The organism is Candidatus Methylopumilus rimovensis (assembly GCF_006364615.1).
GTDB lineage: Bacteria > Pseudomonadota > Gammaproteobacteria > Burkholderiales > Methylophilaceae > Methylopumilus > Methylopumilus rimovensis.
The window spans coordinates 248,885-264,593 of sequence record NZ_CP040986.1 but is presented as its reverse complement, the minus strand read 5'-3'; the positions used below and the strand labels follow the sequence as shown (position 1 = coordinate 264,593).

General features: G+C 35.2%; 15 protein-coding genes. 2 read left to right on the top strand and 13 right to left on the bottom strand.

Annotated features, from left to right (window positions below; all coding sequences use genetic code 11):
• Nucleotides 1-16 precede the first annotated feature (16 nt).
• Nucleotides 17-901, top strand: a complete 885-nt coding sequence (argB, locus tag FIT61_RS01395) for an acetylglutamate kinase (RefSeq protein ID WP_139882760.1) — start codon at nucleotides 17-19, stop codon at nucleotides 899-901.
• Nucleotides 902-1,519, top strand: coding sequence for a pyrimidine 5'-nucleotidase (locus FIT61_RS01390; RefSeq protein WP_139882758.1), 618 nt, complete (start codon nucleotides 902-904; stop codon nucleotides 1,517-1,519).
• A 5-nt stretch (nucleotides 1,520-1,524) separates the two neighbouring features.
• On the opposite strand, the gene FIT61_RS01385 is transcribed toward FIT61_RS01390, so the two are convergent.
• From FIT61_RS01385 to mraY, 13 genes are all read right to left on the bottom strand, one after another.
• The gene (locus FIT61_RS01385) at nucleotides 1,525-2,649 is read right to left on the bottom strand and encodes a tRNA nucleotidyltransferase/poly(A) polymerase-related protein (protein WP_139882756.1); all 1,125 of its coding nucleotides are present in this window, start codon (nucleotides 2,647-2,649) and stop codon (nucleotides 1,525-1,527) included.
• On the bottom strand, nucleotides 2,650-3,600 hold the full coding sequence (locus FIT61_RS01380) for a complex I NDUFA9 subunit family protein (protein WP_139882754.1): 951 nt from the start codon (nucleotides 3,598-3,600) through the stop codon (nucleotides 2,650-2,652). It abuts the gene before it with no gap.
• 167 nt (nucleotides 3,601-3,767) lie between these two features.
• Entirely contained in the window at nucleotides 3,768-4,718 is a 951-nt protein-coding gene (gene lpxC / locus FIT61_RS01375; protein WP_139882752.1) for a UDP-3-O-acyl-N-acetylglucosamine deacetylase, read from the bottom strand.
• 7 nt (nucleotides 4,719-4,725) lie between these two features.
• A complete protein-coding gene (gene ftsZ / locus FIT61_RS01370; protein WP_139873035.1) occupies nucleotides 4,726-5,877 on the bottom strand; it encodes a cell division protein FtsZ in 1,152 nt (383 codons plus the stop codon).
• 16 nt (nucleotides 5,878-5,893) lie between these two features.
• Nucleotides 5,894-7,132, bottom strand: coding sequence for a cell division protein FtsA (gene ftsA / locus FIT61_RS01365; protein WP_139873034.1), 1,239 nt, complete (start codon nucleotides 7,130-7,132; stop codon nucleotides 5,894-5,896).
• Complete coding sequence (locus FIT61_RS01360) at nucleotides 7,129-7,863, bottom strand: cell division protein FtsQ/DivIB (RefSeq protein WP_139882750.1); 735 nt, start codon at nucleotides 7,861-7,863, stop codon at nucleotides 7,129-7,131. Before FIT61_RS01360 ends, ftsA begins: the two co-directional genes overlap by 4 nt.
• On the bottom strand, nucleotides 7,853-8,758 hold the full coding sequence (locus tag FIT61_RS01355; RefSeq protein WP_139882749.1) for a D-alanine--D-alanine ligase: 906 nt from the start codon (nucleotides 8,756-8,758) through the stop codon (nucleotides 7,853-7,855). The genes FIT61_RS01360 and FIT61_RS01355 overlap by 11 nt, the downstream gene beginning before the upstream one ends.
• Complete coding sequence (murB, locus tag FIT61_RS01350; RefSeq protein ID WP_139882747.1) at nucleotides 8,758-9,636, bottom strand: UDP-N-acetylmuramate dehydrogenase; 879 nt, start codon at nucleotides 9,634-9,636, stop codon at nucleotides 8,758-8,760. The genes FIT61_RS01355 and murB overlap by 1 nt, the downstream gene beginning before the upstream one ends.
• Nucleotides 9,633-11,024, bottom strand: a complete 1,392-nt coding sequence (murC, locus tag FIT61_RS01345) for a UDP-N-acetylmuramate--L-alanine ligase (RefSeq protein ID WP_139882745.1) — start codon at nucleotides 11,022-11,024, stop codon at nucleotides 9,633-9,635. The genes murB and murC overlap by 4 nt, the downstream gene beginning before the upstream one ends.
• Nucleotides 11,021-12,094 (bottom strand): undecaprenyldiphospho-muramoylpentapeptide beta-N-acetylglucosaminyltransferase, encoded by a 1,074-nt coding sequence (gene murG, locus FIT61_RS01340; protein ID WP_139882743.1) that lies wholly within the window; start codon nucleotides 12,092-12,094, stop codon nucleotides 11,021-11,023. Before murG ends, murC begins: the two co-directional genes overlap by 4 nt.
• 4 nt (nucleotides 12,095-12,098) lie before the next feature.
• Nucleotides 12,099-13,256 carry a putative lipid II flippase FtsW gene (ftsW, locus tag FIT61_RS01335; RefSeq protein WP_139873028.1) on the bottom strand — a complete coding sequence of 386 codons (1,158 nt, stop codon included), beginning with the start codon at nucleotides 13,254-13,256 and terminating at the stop codon, nucleotides 12,099-12,101.
• Nucleotides 13,253-14,602: a UDP-N-acetylmuramoyl-L-alanine--D-glutamate ligase gene (gene murD, locus FIT61_RS01330; protein ID WP_139882741.1), complete on the bottom strand. Its 1,350-nt coding sequence runs from the start codon at nucleotides 14,600-14,602 to the stop codon at nucleotides 13,253-13,255. Before murD ends, ftsW begins: the two co-directional genes overlap by 4 nt.
• The gene (gene mraY / locus FIT61_RS01325) at nucleotides 14,599-15,702 is read right to left on the bottom strand and encodes a phospho-N-acetylmuramoyl-pentapeptide-transferase (protein ID WP_139882739.1); all 1,104 of its coding nucleotides are present in this window, start codon (nucleotides 15,700-15,702) and stop codon (nucleotides 14,599-14,601) included. Before mraY ends, murD begins: the two co-directional genes overlap by 4 nt.
• Between the last annotated feature and the right edge of the window lie 7 nt (nucleotides 15,703-15,709).

The following is a 15,709-nucleotide window of genomic DNA, read 5'->3' as shown; positions in this document are numbered from 1 at the left end:
AACTATAGGTATAAAAATGAGTCAAGACATTAAACCGGAACACAAAGCCAAAATATTAAGCGAAGCTTTGCCGTACATTAAAAAGTTTTTTGGTAAAACCATCGTCATTAAGTATGGTGGCAATGCTATGGTTGACGAAAATTTAAAGCAATCATTTGCAAGCGATGTCGTGCTTTTAAAATTAGTAGGCATGAACCCAGTTGTCGTCCATGGTGGTGGCCCTCAGATTGATGAGCATCTTGATAAACTTGGTAAAAAAGGTGAGTTTATTCAAGGTATGAGAGTCACTGATACCGAAACGATGGATATTGTAGAAATGGTTCTCGGAGGACAAGTCAATAAAGAGATAGTGAATCTCATTAATAGACATGGCGGAAAAGCTGTGGGTTTGACAGGACAAGATGGGAATTTTATTCATGCAAAAAAACTTGTCGTACAAAATGATACGGACCCAAAAAAAACGATAGATCTTGGACACGTGGGTGAGATTGCATCAATTAATCCGAGTATTATTAATTTTCTAGATGAGGGGGATTTTATTCCTGTAATTGCACCGATTGGTGTAGGCGCCAATGGTGAAACCTACAATATCAATGCCGACCTTGTAGCTGGAAAATTATCTGAAGTATTAAGTGCAGAAAAATTAATCTTACTTACTAATACTCCTGGTGTGCTAGACAAAAAAGGCTCGCTCCTCACGGGATTAACACCTAATGAAATTGATAAACTTGTGGAAGATGGCACTTTATCTGGTGGCATGCTACCTAAAATAAGTTCAGCGCTTGATGCTGCAAGAAGCGGGGTCAAAAGCGTCCATATTATCGATGGTAGAGTGCAGCATGCACTTTTGTTAGAAGTATTAACAGACGAGGGTGTAGGTACTTTAATTAAGGCAAAATAATTGTCAAAAGTATGGATTTTTGATTTAGACGACACACTGCACGACGCAAGCTCTAAAATATTCCCAAGCATTAATCAATCTATGACTAACTATGTCAGTCATAAACTCAAAATTAGTCACCATGATGCACATGACCTTCGCGATCAATATTGGAAAGTCTATGGTGCAACTTTAAAGGGGTTAATAGAAAATCACGGCGTTGATCCAAAAGAATTTTTACTCAGCACACACAATGCAGAAGAGCTATCAAAATTCGTAAAACAATCTCATGCTCTAGAAAATACTTTAAAAAAAATTAAAGGGAAAAAAATTGTTTTTACAAATGCTCCGCTTCACTATGCGATCGCAATTATTAAATCACTTAATATTCAAAAATATTTTTCAGCAGTCTATAGTATAGAGTCAACGCTTTACAATCCGAAGCCATCGCTATATGCATTCAAAAAAATCTTAAGACAGCTTGGTAAAAAAGCGCATCAATGCATCATGGTGGAGGATGATCTTGCTAATTTAAAAACCGCTTACAAGATAGGTATGAAAACAATTCTAGTATCTAAGCAAAATAAAAAAATAATTTTTGTAGGTAAACGCATTACAAAAATTACTCAATTAATTTAAGTTTGTTAGATAAGTTTTGTTAATACTTGAAGGCGGGCGTCATAAACCGCATCCTTAATATCGAGGCCACGCTTATTTTGACTAATCGAACTTAGATTTAATTTATTGAGTTGCTTCAAATACTTTTGCATGATTTTTAAAGTTGTTGATGCCGATTTATACTGGATTGACTGACCCTTAATAAAGGCCTCAAAGACTTTAATCACATCCAATAGCATATCTGGATTTCTAAACAAATCCATTTTATAAATCAAATCTAGAATTTGGCGTGGTTTAAGCTTTTTAAATTGCTTTAGATCGGATAAATTCAATATTGTTTTTTCGGTTAATTTCTTTACAGCATTCGGTACAGATAGCCTTGTATAAATTTTCTCTTGTAGCTTGATATTAGCTTTTATAGGGTAGAGATACATAAAAAATAAAGCTGCCTTAATTTCAGCAGAATACTTAGATTTTGCTGCGTATTCGAAACTCTTCTTCATGGAATTTTTATGTTTAACATAATTCATTTCTGGTAATAATAATTTAAGCGCTCCGCATCGATGAAGAACTTCAAACATTAAATAAGATTTTTTTTCAGAAAATCCAACAGAGAATTCATGCCAAATTCTTTCTGATGCTACAGATTCTATTTCTTTATTTTTTACAATCTGCCTTAAAATAAGTTCCGTCTTTGGATGTATTTTGAACTGATGAAATCGAGCAGAAAATCGAGCGATACGTAATACACGAATAGGGTCTTCCACAAAAGCTGGGCTAACATGCCGTAAAACTTTATTTTTAATGTCTTTAATACCTTGAAAGGGATCAAAAAACTGGCCTTTCGTATCCTTAGCAATAGCATTGATTGTGAGATCTCTTCGCTTCAGATCTTCCTCTAAAGTAACTTCTTTTGAGGCATAAACTTTAAAGCCTTTATAACCTTTTGAAACTTTACGCTCTGTTCTCGCTAATGCATATTCATGATGTGTTTTAGGATGTAAAAAAACTGGAAAATCTTTACCGACCGGCTTATATCCTAATTTGACCATTTCTTCCGAAGTTGATCCTACGACTACATAGTCTTTATCTTTAACCGATAAACCCATGATTTGATCTCGCACAGCGCCGCCCACAAGATATATTTTCATTTATCGACCAGATTTACTTCTATATAAATTATATTTAGTTCGCATAGGTAGTCTATTTTTTTTATTTTCTAGGTAATGCTCCAATCGTTCTTGAGAATATCGATATGGCATTACATATTGAGGATCCACTACATTATTAACCTGCATAGATCGCCAATTATCACGAGTCAATATTTTAATTGGCAATATTTCCATACTTAGAGCAAATATATATGAGAGTGGTTTGTTAAGAGGAATGATAAGACGATGCAGTTTTTCTGACTTAATAATCAATTTAATAATTTCTTTAAGTGAATAAACATCGGACCCACCTAGCTCGTAAACTTTTCCATATGTTTTTTTATCCCAAAGACTTTTAATAAGCGCTTTTGAAACATCCTCAATATAAATCGGTTGAAATTTAGATTGCGGCGATAAAAGAACTATCACTGGTAGCCATTTTACAAGCACCTTAAACATATTAATAAAATTATCTCTTGCCCCAAAAATAATCGAAGGTCTTAATATGGTTAAATTTAAATCTTTCTGATTAAGTAATGCAGTTTCACCATGCGCTTTTGATTTGAGATATAAACTTGGAGCGTTAAAACTTGCGCCTAAGGCACTAAGGTGGATAAGCCGCTTAATCCCCAAATCTTTCATCGTATTAGCTAAATGGCTTGGCCATAGATGATGAATCTTATCAAAAGAATCTTTTTTAGATTGATGAAGAATACCTAAGAGGTTAATGACAGCATCTGTATTTTTTAAATCTTTTTTTAGTTGCGTCAAATTATCAAGATCGAAGTCAAATATTTGGATATCCGGATTCACCGTCCAATATTTAATTTTTTCTTTATTCCGTGAAAATAATTTTAGACGACAATTGGATTGATTTAGTGCTAAGACAATACTAGAGCCTAAAAAGCCTGAAGCTCCAAAAATTGCAATTGTTTTCTTTGATTGAGCCACTTGATGTTAAAGCAATCTTATTATAAATATAAGTATAAGAATTAATGTGATGTTAGTTGTAAGCTTTAAATATTTTAAATATTTTTTATTTTTTGTATTTAAATATAAAAAAGTAAATGCTATCAATATTGCGAGCAATAAAAATATACAAAATCTTAAAATGTTCATTAGTAAACTCCCGCTATTTCTTGATTTAAAATGCCACTCTTAGAGTTAATATAGCGCGTTGCTAAATTTGATGTCTTAGGATCTTTACTGTCTAAAGTAATAAGGCTCCAACTTTCTTTATCAGAAAGCAATTCGAGTAATAATTTATTATTTAATTCATGACCTGATTTGTAGGCTTTAAAATTACCTATGATCGAATAACCTAACATATAGAGATCGCCAACAGCATCTAATATTTTATGTCGCACGAATTCGTCATTGTATCGTAGTCCATCCGTATTAATAATCTTATACTCATCTAAAACAATTGCATTATCAAGCGATCCACCTCTTGCTAATCCATTAGATCTTAAGTATTCGACTTCCTGCATAAATCCGAACGTGCGAGCACGACTAATTTCTGTGACATAGGATTCATCATAAAAATCTAGGGCAACTTTATTCGTTGATTCATCAAATACTGGATGAGGGAAGTCGATTGTAAAATCAACTTTAAATCCTTCATAAGGTTCGAATCTTGCCCATTTGTCCTTATCTTTAACTTCTATGACATCATTTATCAGTACAAATTTTTTAGGAGCATCCTGTTCTTTAATTTGTGCAGTTTGAAGAAGGTAAATAAATGGTATAGAACTTCCATCCATAATCGGTACTTCAGAGCCATTCAATTCAATAATAATATTATCGATGCCTAGAGCAGACAATGCTGACATTAAATGTTCAACTGTAGCTACACGCGAAGCATCTTGCCCAATGGCTGAACACATCTTCGTATCTTTAACTGCATCAGGGCTCACTTTAACTTCGTGATTTTCCTTTTGATCAACTCTGCGAAAGACAATACCTTGGTCAACTTCAGCAGGTTTGAGTGTCAAAGTCACTTTTTCGCCATTATGCAGGCCTACACCAGAAGTCTGGACAGATTTTTGAATGGTTCTCTGTTTAATCATTAAATACTTATTCGCCTTTTTTTCTTAAGAATGCTGGGATATCGTACTCTTCCATACCTGACATTTTCATGATTTCAACTTGCGCTCTATTCTCATTTGAGCTGAATACATCTGGCTCATCATCCATAACAGCCTCATCTTCAATGACAGGTGACTTATTTTGCATAATTGGTCTAGGCTCTATCCGTGGCATTCTTTGTTTTACATTTTGCGCCAAACCTGTTGCTACAACTGTGACTCGTATCGAATCTCCCATTGCCTCATCAATAACATTACCAACAATGACAGTAGCATCAATCGCTGCAAACTGTTTAATTGTTTCCATCACCTCATGGTATTCCTTAAGTGTAAATTTACTGCTTGCTGATATATTGACTAATACACCTCGCGCATTTACTAAATTAACATCTTCTAAAAGTGGACTAGCAACTGCAGCTTGAGATGCTTTGTATGCTCGATGCTCTCCTTGCGCCACACCAGAACCAATCATAGCCATACCCATTTCACCCATAACCGTCTTCACGTCAGCAAAGTCCACATTAACTAATCCTGGGCTATTAATAATTTCTGAAATACCTGAGACTGCGTTATGTAATACATCATTAGCGGCATTAAAGGCTTCTAAGAATGGGATATGCTCACCTAGCACTTCCATTAATTTTTCATTTGGAATAACAATTAAGGAATCTACATGTTGAACTAACTCATTAATACCATCGGTCGCTATTGCTGTTCTTTTGCCTTCAAATAAAAAAGGTTTTGTAACAACCGCGATCGTTAAAATACCTAATTCTTTAGCAATTTGTGCAATTACAGGTGCAGCGCCTGTTCCTGTACCACCGCCCATACCTGCGGTTATAAATAACATGTCAGCGCCTTTAATAGAGCTAATAATTTTCTCTTTATCATCGATAGCTGCTTGTTTACCAATTTCGGGTTTAGCACCAGCACCTAAGCCCTTAGTCATTGCTTGACCAATTTGCAATATATGACTTGCACGACTTTTTTTCAGTGCTTGCATATCAGTATTGGCGCAGATGAATTCAACACCCGTTAAATTCTTATCGATCATATGATCAATAGCATTGCCGCCACAGCCGCCTACACCAATGACTTTTATAATGGCATTTTGTGACTTGCTATCAACAACTTCAAACATATCCTATCTCCAAGAATTAAAAGTTACCTTGAAACCAATTCTTCATTTTCATAAAGATTTGATTTATTGAATTGCCATCAATTTGATTCATCATTTCTTTTTCTAACTGACCTTTGCCCATAAGTAATAATCCAATACCTGTAGAGTATCTTGGATTATCAACAACCTCAGACAAGCCGCCTACATTTCTTGGTGTACCAATCCTAACTGGCATTCTAAATACACTTTCCCCAAGATTAACCATGCCTTTCATTAAGGATGATCCGCCTGTAATCACAATGCCAGAAGCTATCATATCTTCCATACCACTTCGTTTCAACTCACTTGCAACAAGCTCATAAAGCTCAACTAATCGAGCTTCAATGACCTCTGCTAATGACAGTGTTGAGATAGTTTTAGACTCTTTTCCATCGACCACAGGAATTTCAATTTGTTCTGAGGCTGAAGCTAAACTTCTTGCAGCATAACCATGTTTAATTTTTATCTCTTCAGCAGATGGCAAAGGAGTTCTGAATGCCACTGCAATATCATTATTAATTTGATCGCCCGCAATTGGAATGACAGCTGTATGACGAATAGATCCATGTCTTAATACTGCGATATCAGTTGTTCCACCGCCAATATCAACCAAACATACACCCAATTCTTTTTCATCATCCGTAAGGACTGCCATACTTGAAGCTAAAGGTTGCAACACCAATTCAGATACTTCAAGACCACAACGCTTAATACATTTGACAATATTTTGGGCGGCTGCAATCGCGCCTGTCACAATGTGAACTTTCACTTCTAATTTCATACCACTCATACCAAGAGGCTGTCTTACGTCCTCCTGCCCGTCAATTACATATTCTTGTGTCAAAATATGAAGCACTTGTTGATCATTAGGAAGTGTAATAGCACAAGCAGTTTCAATCACTTTATCCACATCTAATTGAGAAACTTCAGTATCCTTAATTTTCACCATACCGTGTGAATTGATACTTTTAATATGGCTACCAGCGATACCGGTATACACATCAGTGATTTTGCAATTTGCCATGAGCTCAGCTTCTTCAATTGCTCTTTGAATCGCCTCCATAGTGGAATCGATATTGATGACGACGCCTTTTTTTAATCCTTTTGAGCTATGCTGCCCTAATCCAATCACATTCAATAAGCCGTCTGGTTGTAACTCGGCAACAATAGCCACAATCTTAGATGTTCCAATATCTAGACCAACGATGAGATTTTTTTCTTCTTTTTGTTTAATCATATAAGCGGCCTCTCACCACTATCTATTTTTTGAATCGGTTCAGTAGATTTTTTAATCGCAAAACCATTGGGGTATCTTAAGTCAGCCGAACCAATTCTTTTAACTGAAACTAAAATATTGTCATACTGGGACATAAAGCGAGTCAGATTCGCTTCGATGTTATCTTTGCTTAAAATAATTTTCATGTTGTTAGTTGTTCTAATGTCCCAAGTGTACCTAGAAGATAGGGAAACTTGCGCAATTTTTAATTGTTTTTTATCTAAAATACTTTGCATTTTTTTATACTCCAATGCTATATAACTTGCCGTTCCTTCTGGTCCAAAAAAAAGCGGCAAATCTTCATCGGATGCCCCGTGAAAAATTTCACCATTCTCATTAACTAAAGCTATCGCACCCCATCTTCCTATTGCCTGATGTTCTTCAACAAAAACTTCTAATCGATCTGGCCACACTCTTCTTAAACTGACATTTCTAATCCAAGGTAGTTTTGTAAAGGCTTCCTTAGTGCTATACAAATCTAAAGAAAAGAAGTTACCTTTAACAAATCGATCTGAGATCATGCTAACTTGATCTTCATCTAAATGTTGATATTGACCTACAACTTTAATTTCTCGTATCGGAAATTTAGCAAAATGCATAAATCGATAGCTAAATAAAAAAAGTATCAAAATAATATTAAGTAAGAATACCAAATTACCTAACCAATAAATTTTTAGATGATTATTTAACATCTGCAGTTTTTAATATCTCTAAAACTAATTGATCAAAATTAATACCAATCTCTTTAGCTGCCATAGGCACCAAGCTATGGCTTGTCATTCCAGGCGAAGTATTCACTTCTATAAAATAATGATGGCCTTGTTGATCCATCATAAAATCGACTCGACCCCAACTGGAACAGCCAATCGCTTTAAAAGCCTCTAGGGCTTCTTGTGCGATGAGATCTTCTTTGTCTTTTTCAATACCTGAAGGACAAATATATTGCGTATCATCTTTAAGATATTTAGCTTCATAGTCATAAAACTCATTGCTCGGTTTAATTTTAATGACTGGTAGCGTTTTATTATTCACAATTGCCACGGTATATTCTTCACCATCTACAAATTTTTCAACGATTACATTTGCATCAATTTTTGATGTCTTTAAAAAAGTTTCTTTATATTGTTGTTCATTTTTAATCTTATCGATTCCAATACTTGAACCTTCATTGGATGGCTTTATAAAAAAAGGTAAGCCAATTGAATTGACGATATCTGCATAAGAAGTTTTTTCAGTCACTTGTAAAAAATCTGGTGTTGAAATATTAAGCGACCGCCATAGTAATTTTGTTTTGAGCTTGTCCATGCCAATTGCAGAGCTTGCAGAGTTACTGCCTGTATATGCAACATTTTTTGATTTTAGAAAAGCTTGCATAGAACCATCTTCGCCACCGCGTCCATGAAGAGCTATAAAGACCCTGTCATAAGTTTTAATTTCTTCAATGTCTCTTTCAGACGGGTCAAAAGTTTCAGTTTCAATACCTAAGCGTTTTAGTGCATGAAATACAGCATTACCACTTAAGAGTGAAACAGCCCTTTCGTTTGAGTCTCCTCCCATTAGCACTGCCACTTTCCCGAAGTTGGTCATCAATTTAGAAAGTCACCTAAAATTTTGACTTCTCTTTCAAGCTTGATCCCTTTTCTTTTAAACACTTCAGATTCAACATGATCAATAATATCCTCGATATCTTTTGCAGATGCTTTGCCCAAATTGATAATAAAATTCGCATGTTTGTCTGATACTTCTGCATTGCCAACCCTGTAACCTTTTAATCCGCACTCTTCAATGAGTTTTGCGGCAAAAGTATCTTTAGGATTTCTGAAAGTTGAACCAGCTGTAGGCCAATTGAGAGGTTGTGTATTTTTTCTATGATTAAGATATTCCTTAATCTTACTTTCCGGGTCAGCTGTCATGTCTTTTTTGAAATTAAACCAAGCACCCACAAACCATTCATTTAATTTGGGCTTGACTACTTCACGATAGGAAATCAAAAATTCATTTTTTAGTCTTGTGACTATATTTCCTTCTTCATCGATCATATTCACTTGAGTTACATAATTCCATGTTTCAGAACCGTAACATCCAGCATTCATTGCCAATGCTCCTCCTACAGTGCCTGGAATACCAGCAAAAAATTCTCCGCCAACATAATGTTCTTTAGCAAGATTTTTTGCGATCTTTGCACATGTATTACCTGCTTCTGCATACACACTATCATCAGTCATTTGAATTTCATTCAAAGCGGCATGTATGACAATAACTGTTCCACGAATTCCTCCGTCTCTTACCAAGACATTTGATCCCAATCCAATAAAAGTGAGAGGCTTTAAATATTTTCCTTCTTTTAAGAAATTTTTTAGCTCTTCTAAATTTTTTGGGGTAAATAAATTGTCGGCGGCTCCACCTACACGCCAACTGTTGTATTTGTTTAATGACTCATTCTTGAAAATTAATGCATTTGTCATGTGTTCACAATACTCAATATATCCTTCGTTACTCTTCCTACTGAACCTGCACCCATTACTATTAAGATAGAATCTTGGTCAATTTGTTGAAGTGCTGTTTTAGCCAATACCCCAATGTCTTTCTCAAAATAAACTTTGTTTGTAATTTTATTCATACGATCCATCATTGCTATGGAATTTACCCCTGGAATTACTTTTTCACCAGCCGAATAAATATCAGTGAGAAGAACTTTATCTGCTTTTTGGAGCACTCTTACAAACTCATCAAAACAATCTCTTGTTCTGGTATAGCGATGAGGCTGAAAAACAAGGTGAATAGATTTATTGGGATAAGCATCCCGCGCTGCATCAAGGACAGCTTCAATTTCAACAGGATGATGTCCATAGTCGTCTACGAGAGTAAAAGATTTTTTATCAAAGATTAAATCTTTATAAGTTTCGAATCTACGTCCCACGCCTTTGAAATGCTTTAAGGCATCAATTGTTTTGGAAATTGGTATCTCAAGCTCATCAGCTAATGCTATTGCAGCTAATGCATTTCTCACATAATGCTTTCCTGGTAGATTCAAAGTCATTTCTTTTTTAACGACATCAGAATGTTTTATCGTCACTTTAAAATGCATTTTGCCTGCATCTGCTTCAACTTCTTTAGCATGTACATCTGCATCATCAGACAAGCCATATGTGATGATAGGTCTAGAAATTTCGGGAAGAATAGATTTAATAACAGGATCGTCAATACACACAATCACCACACCATAAAAAGGTAATCGATGTATGAATTCGATATAAGTTTTCTTGAGTTTATCAAAATCATTGTCATATGTTTCCATGTGATCTTGATCAATATTTGTCACAATAGAATAAACTGGCGTCAAATGTAAAAATGACGCATCCGATTCATCAGCTTCCACAACAATATATTCACCATTACCTAGCTTGGCATTTGCATTCAAAGAAGAAAGTCTTCCACCAATTACGTAGGTCGGATCCATAGAGGCTTCTGCCAATATAGAGGCTATTAAACTTGTTGTTGTTGTTTTACCATGAGTACCAGCTACAGCAATACCTTTTTTAAATCGCATCAATTCTGAGAGCATTTCCGCTCTCGGCATAATCGGGATTTTATTTTTTATAGCAGCTTTTAATTCGGGGTTGTCTTTATCTATTGCTGAAGAGATAACAATGACATCAATATCTTTAATATTCTCTGTTGCATGATTAATAAAAATCTTAATGCCAAGCTCTTTTAATCTTGCAGTAACTGGCGAATCCTGAATGTCGGAGCCGGAGACAAAATAACCTAGGTTATGCATCACTTCTGCAATACCGCTCATCCCTGAGCCACCTACACCTACAAAATGAATTCGGTTGATATTGTGTTTCATTTTTTAATTAATCGCTCACATGCTTGATAAATCATTTCTTCAGGTTTTGTTCCCTTATTTTCTAATGCAGCTTTAGACATTTTTAAGCATTCATTTCTTGTCATGCCTTTAAGTAAACCACTTAATAATTCGGTTGTGAGTTCCTCCTGAATTATAAGTCGCGCTGCCTTCTTATCACTTAAGTATTTTGCGTTATAAAACTGATGATTATCTACAGCAAAAGGGAATGGCACCAAAATACTAGGAATTCCTGCTGCCGAAAATTCAGATACCGTGAGGGCGCCAGATCTTGCTATGACAAGGTCTGCCCATTCATACACTTTTTCAATATGGTCCAAATAAGGCCTGCAGTCGGCTTTAATGCCACATTTTTTGTAATTTACTTTTAATTCTTGAAAATGCTTCTCACCGGATTGATGAATGATGGTGGGCCTGTCTTTAGGATTGATTTGTTTAATACTTAAAGGAATCGTATCGTTAAAAAATTTAGCTCCCAAACTACCGCCTACTATAAGTAATCTTAAAGGACCTTTTCTATTTTTAAATCTTTGGACTGGAGGTTTGATTTGTCTAATCTCATCTCTTACTGGATTGCCAATCTTATACGAGGCTCGTATTAATTTAATTGGAAACGCGGAATATATTTGTGTTGCGATCATTGCTAATAATTTATTGGTAAGGCCTGGAATCGAATTTTGTTCATGCACAATGAGTGGCTTACCCATAAGCCTCGCCATAAGGCCGCCCGGAAATGAAACATAACCACCCATAGCAATTACTACATCTGGCTTTTCTTTTTTAATTGCTTTTGCACATTGTATTAATGCGATTAAGAGCTTAAATGGAAGCTTTAACCAACTTAAAAAGTTTTTGCCTCTAACGCCAGTAATATCAATCATCGCTTTTTGATAGGGCTTTTTATCGATCAACTTATTTTCCATGCCATGCGAAGTTCCAAGCCATGTAATCGACCAACCTTTAACTTTTAAATAATCGGCTATCGCAATGCCCGGATAAATATGTCCTCCGGTACCTCCTGCGATAATCAATATTTTTTTATTGGATTTCAAGAATTTAAATTCCTCTTAAGCCTCTTCGGTTTTCCCAGTCAATCCTAAGCAATATAGCAAGCGCAACCATATTGGCTAATATGCCGCTGCCGCCGTAAGATAGAAGTGGTAAGGTTAAGCCTTTAGTAGGGAGAAGCCCCATATTCACACCCATATTAATAATGCCTTGTGTGCCAAACCAAATACCGATACCTTGAGATAACAATGCCGAATAATAACTTTCATTAATAATAGCCTCTTTGGCAATACCAAAAGCTCTGATCACAAGCCATGAAAATAATCCAATAACGATCAGGACTCCAAAGAAACCAAATTCTTCACCTAATACAGCTAAAATAAAATCGGTATGGGCCTCGGGTAAATAAAGTAATTTTTCGACACTACCCCCAAGTCCTACTCCGAAAAATTCACCACGACCAAATGCAATAAGGGCATGCGATAACTGATAACCTTTTCCATAAGGATCGGCCCATGGGTTGAAAAAACCTATTAATCTTTGATACCTATAGTCGGAGCTAAAAATTAATGCTGCCATTCCAATGGGAGCAACAATACTTAAGCCCATCAGTATTTTTTTATCGATACCGCCTAAAATTAAAGTGCACATTGCAATAACTGAGATTACAGCAAATGCACCGAAATCAGGCTCAAGCAATAATAATGCGCCTATTAACATGATCACTGCTGCCATTGGAAGAAATCCTTTTAAAAAACTACCAATCTCTTTAGATTTTCTCAGGACATAATCTGATGCATACATGGCTGTAAATAATTTCATAAATTCTGAAGGTTGCATATTAAATATAAGCAATGAAATCCAACGTCTACTTCCATTCACCACATGACCAATACCAGGAATAAGAACAAGAATTAAAGACACCATACCTGCCATGAACAAATAAGGGGACATCTTTTGCCACCAACGAATCGGTATCTGAAAGGTAATAAATCCAACGACAAAGCCTAATAAAATATAAATTGATTGTCTTAATAAAAAAAAGTAATTTTGGTGTTTGGTTAATTTACTAGATTCAGCGAAAGAAATTGAAGACGAGTAAACCATAATAAGACCAATTGCAATCAGTATGCATGAAACCCAAAATAGTCCTTGATCAAAAGAAGGCTTATCTATTGTCGATTTATTTGAAAATTTATCGATCATGATTTATTTTTTAGCTTGCTTACGCAATCCTTAAAAACTTCTCCGCGTTGAACATAATTCTTAAACATATCTGTACTTGCACATGCTGGAGAGAGAAGAATTACATCGCCAGAGTTAGCCAATTCAAATGATTTAATTACTGCTAGCTCAAGATTTTTTTCAATACATACAGGAATTCCTTTATCACTAAATACCTCTTGCATAATTTGTGCATCTTTACCAATCAATGAAATATTTTTAACTTTCGATTTGAGTATATTTATCAATGGCTTAAAGTTTTGATTTTTACCATCTCCCCCTGCAATGAGTAAGACTGGTTTACTCATACTTTGAATAGCAGCAATCGTAGCTCCTAGATTAGTTCCTTTTGAGTCGTTATAAAAATCAATGCCTGATATGGAGTCAACATATTCAACTCGATGGGGTGGGGCTTTAAATTGACTGACTACTTTTTTAATCACGTCATTAGAAATTTTAAATGGTTCACATAATGCCAAAGCGGCCATGATATTTTGTATGTTATGGAGGCCCTTAAGTTTAATTTCATCTAAAGAGATAATTTCAGCATTGCCTTTGGCAATGAAATATTGATTTCCATTCTTTTTAATGCCGTAATTTTTCTCGTCTGAATGATTTCCGAATGTCACTGAATCTTCGTTAATCTGAGATTTGAGATATTCATCATCTCGATTCAAAATAATCTTTTTAGCATGATTGAATATTCTGTATTTAGCTTTCGCATACTCTTCGATTGATGTATACCGATCCATATGATCTTCTGAAATATTCAATACTGTTGCGGATTCAAGTGCTAATGAATATGTTGTTTCTAGTTGATAACTGGATAATTCAAGAACATAAACTTCAGGCACTTTTTGATTTAGGGTATTTAATATAGGTATGCCGATATTTCCTGCAACAATGGTCGATATACCCGCTGCTTTTAATAGCTCCCCCACAAGCGCAGTGACTGTTGTTTTACCATTCGATCCTGTAATACCAATCACCTTTGAACTGATTGATTTAACTTGTGAGAAGATTTCAATGTCACCAACTACAGGTATGCCTCGACTTAAAGCAGCTTGAACATATCTTTCTTTTAACGAAACACCCGGACTAATAACAATTAATTCAATATCATTAATGATATCTTCGTTAAATGTCTCTCCAACAGAGAATTTAACCTTTTTAAATTTTTCTTTTATTTCATCTAAATTCTCAAGAGTTGGTCTTGTATCAATTGCATGAATGACGCACTCTTTGTTCATTAAAAAATGTAATACAGATTGACCGGTATCTCCGAGACCAATTACTAAAACTCTTTTCTTATTAAAGTTAATGGTCATCTAATTTTCAGTGATGAAATCCCAATTAATACAAGCATCATTGTGATGATCCAAAATCTAACAACGACTTGCGTTTCTTTCCAGCCTTTTTTTTCATAATGATGATGAAGTGGGGCCATAAGAAAAATTCGCTTACCAACGCCATATTTAAATTTAGTATATTTAAAATACATGACTTGAATAGCAACAGAAAAAGTCTCTACTACAAAAATTCCTCCCATAATAAATAAAACGATTTCTTGTCTTACAATCACTGCGATCGTTCCTATAGCTGCTCCTAGAGCAAGTGCACCTAAATCTCCCATAAATACTTCTGCGGGATACGTGTTAAACCATAAAAATCCTAGGCCAGCACCTGCCATCGCAGTGCAAAATATAGCCAATTCACCAGCGCCACTTATATAAGGAATACCTAAATATTTTGCTATCACAAAATTACCTGCAACATAAGCAAATACACCTAAAGCGCTTGCAACTAGAACTGCTGGCATAATCGCCAACCCATCAAGTCCATCTGTAAGATTTACTGCATTACTGCTTCCTACAATGACGATATAACTCAAGAGAATAAAGGTAAGTCCATTCATCGAAAAGCTTACATCTTTAACGAAAGGTAAAATAAGCGATGTTTGTTCAGGAGTAACTGCGTTAGACCAAAGATAAATCGATACACCAAGGCCTATGATCGACTGCCATAAGTATTTTTGACCTGCACTAATACCATTCGGATCTTTATAAATCACTTTTTTTAAGTCATCTATAAATCCTATAAGACCAAAGCCAAGAGTAACAATCAATAATACCCAAATATAGTTATTTCTTATATCTGCCCACAATAAAGTCGATGCCATAATCGATACTAATATTAAACCGCCGCCCATAGTGGGTGTGCCTGTTTTAATAAGATGGTCTTTAGGGCCGTCTGATCGAACAGCTTGACCTATGTTGTATTGATTCAGTTTCTTAATTAACCATGGGCCAAAAGCAAAAGAAATAACTAGCGATGTGATAGTGGCCATCACCGCTCTTAATGTAATGTAATTAAATACATTAAATCCGTGAATTTCTTTTGCTAAAAATTTAAATAATTCAAGCAACATAATTTTT

Coding starts and splice junctions, on each gene's coding strand:
- argB (WP_139882760.1), top strand. CDS start 17: ATGAGTCAAGACATTAAACCGGAACACAAAGCCAAAATATTAAGCGAA.
- FIT61_RS01385 (WP_139882756.1), bottom strand. CDS start 2,649: ATGAAAATATATCTTGTGGGCGGCGCTGTGCGAGATCAAATCATGGGT.
- lpxC (WP_139882752.1), bottom strand. CDS start 4,718: ATGATTAAACAGAGAACCATTCAAAAATCTGTCCAGACTTCTGGTGTA.
- ftsZ (WP_139873035.1), bottom strand. CDS start 5,877: ATGTTTGAAGTTGTTGATAGCAAGTCACAAAATGCCATTATAAAAGTC.
- ftsA (WP_139873034.1), bottom strand. CDS start 7,132: ATGATTAAACAAAAAGAAGAAAAAAATCTCATCGTTGGTCTAGATATT.
- FIT61_RS01360 (WP_139882750.1), bottom strand. CDS start 7,863: ATGTTAAATAATCATCTAAAAATTTATTGGTTAGGTAATTTGGTATTC.
- FIT61_RS01355 (WP_139882749.1), bottom strand. CDS start 8,758: ATGACCAACTTCGGGAAAGTGGCAGTGCTAATGGGAGGAGACTCAAAC.
- murB (WP_139882747.1), bottom strand. CDS start 9,636: ATGACAAATGCATTAATTTTCAAGAATGAGTCATTAAACAAATACAAC.
- murC (WP_139882745.1), bottom strand. CDS start 11,024: ATGAAACACAATATCAACCGAATTCATTTTGTAGGTGTAGGTGGCTCA.
- ftsW (WP_139873028.1), bottom strand. CDS start 13,256: ATGATCGATAAATTTTCAAATAAATCGACAATAGATAAGCCTTCTTTT.
- murD (WP_139882741.1), bottom strand. CDS start 14,602: ATGACCATTAACTTTAATAAGAAAAGAGTTTTAGTAATTGGTCTCGGA.
- mraY (WP_139882739.1), bottom strand. CDS start 15,702: ATGTTGCTTGAATTATTTAAATTTTTAGCAAAAGAAATTCACGGATTT.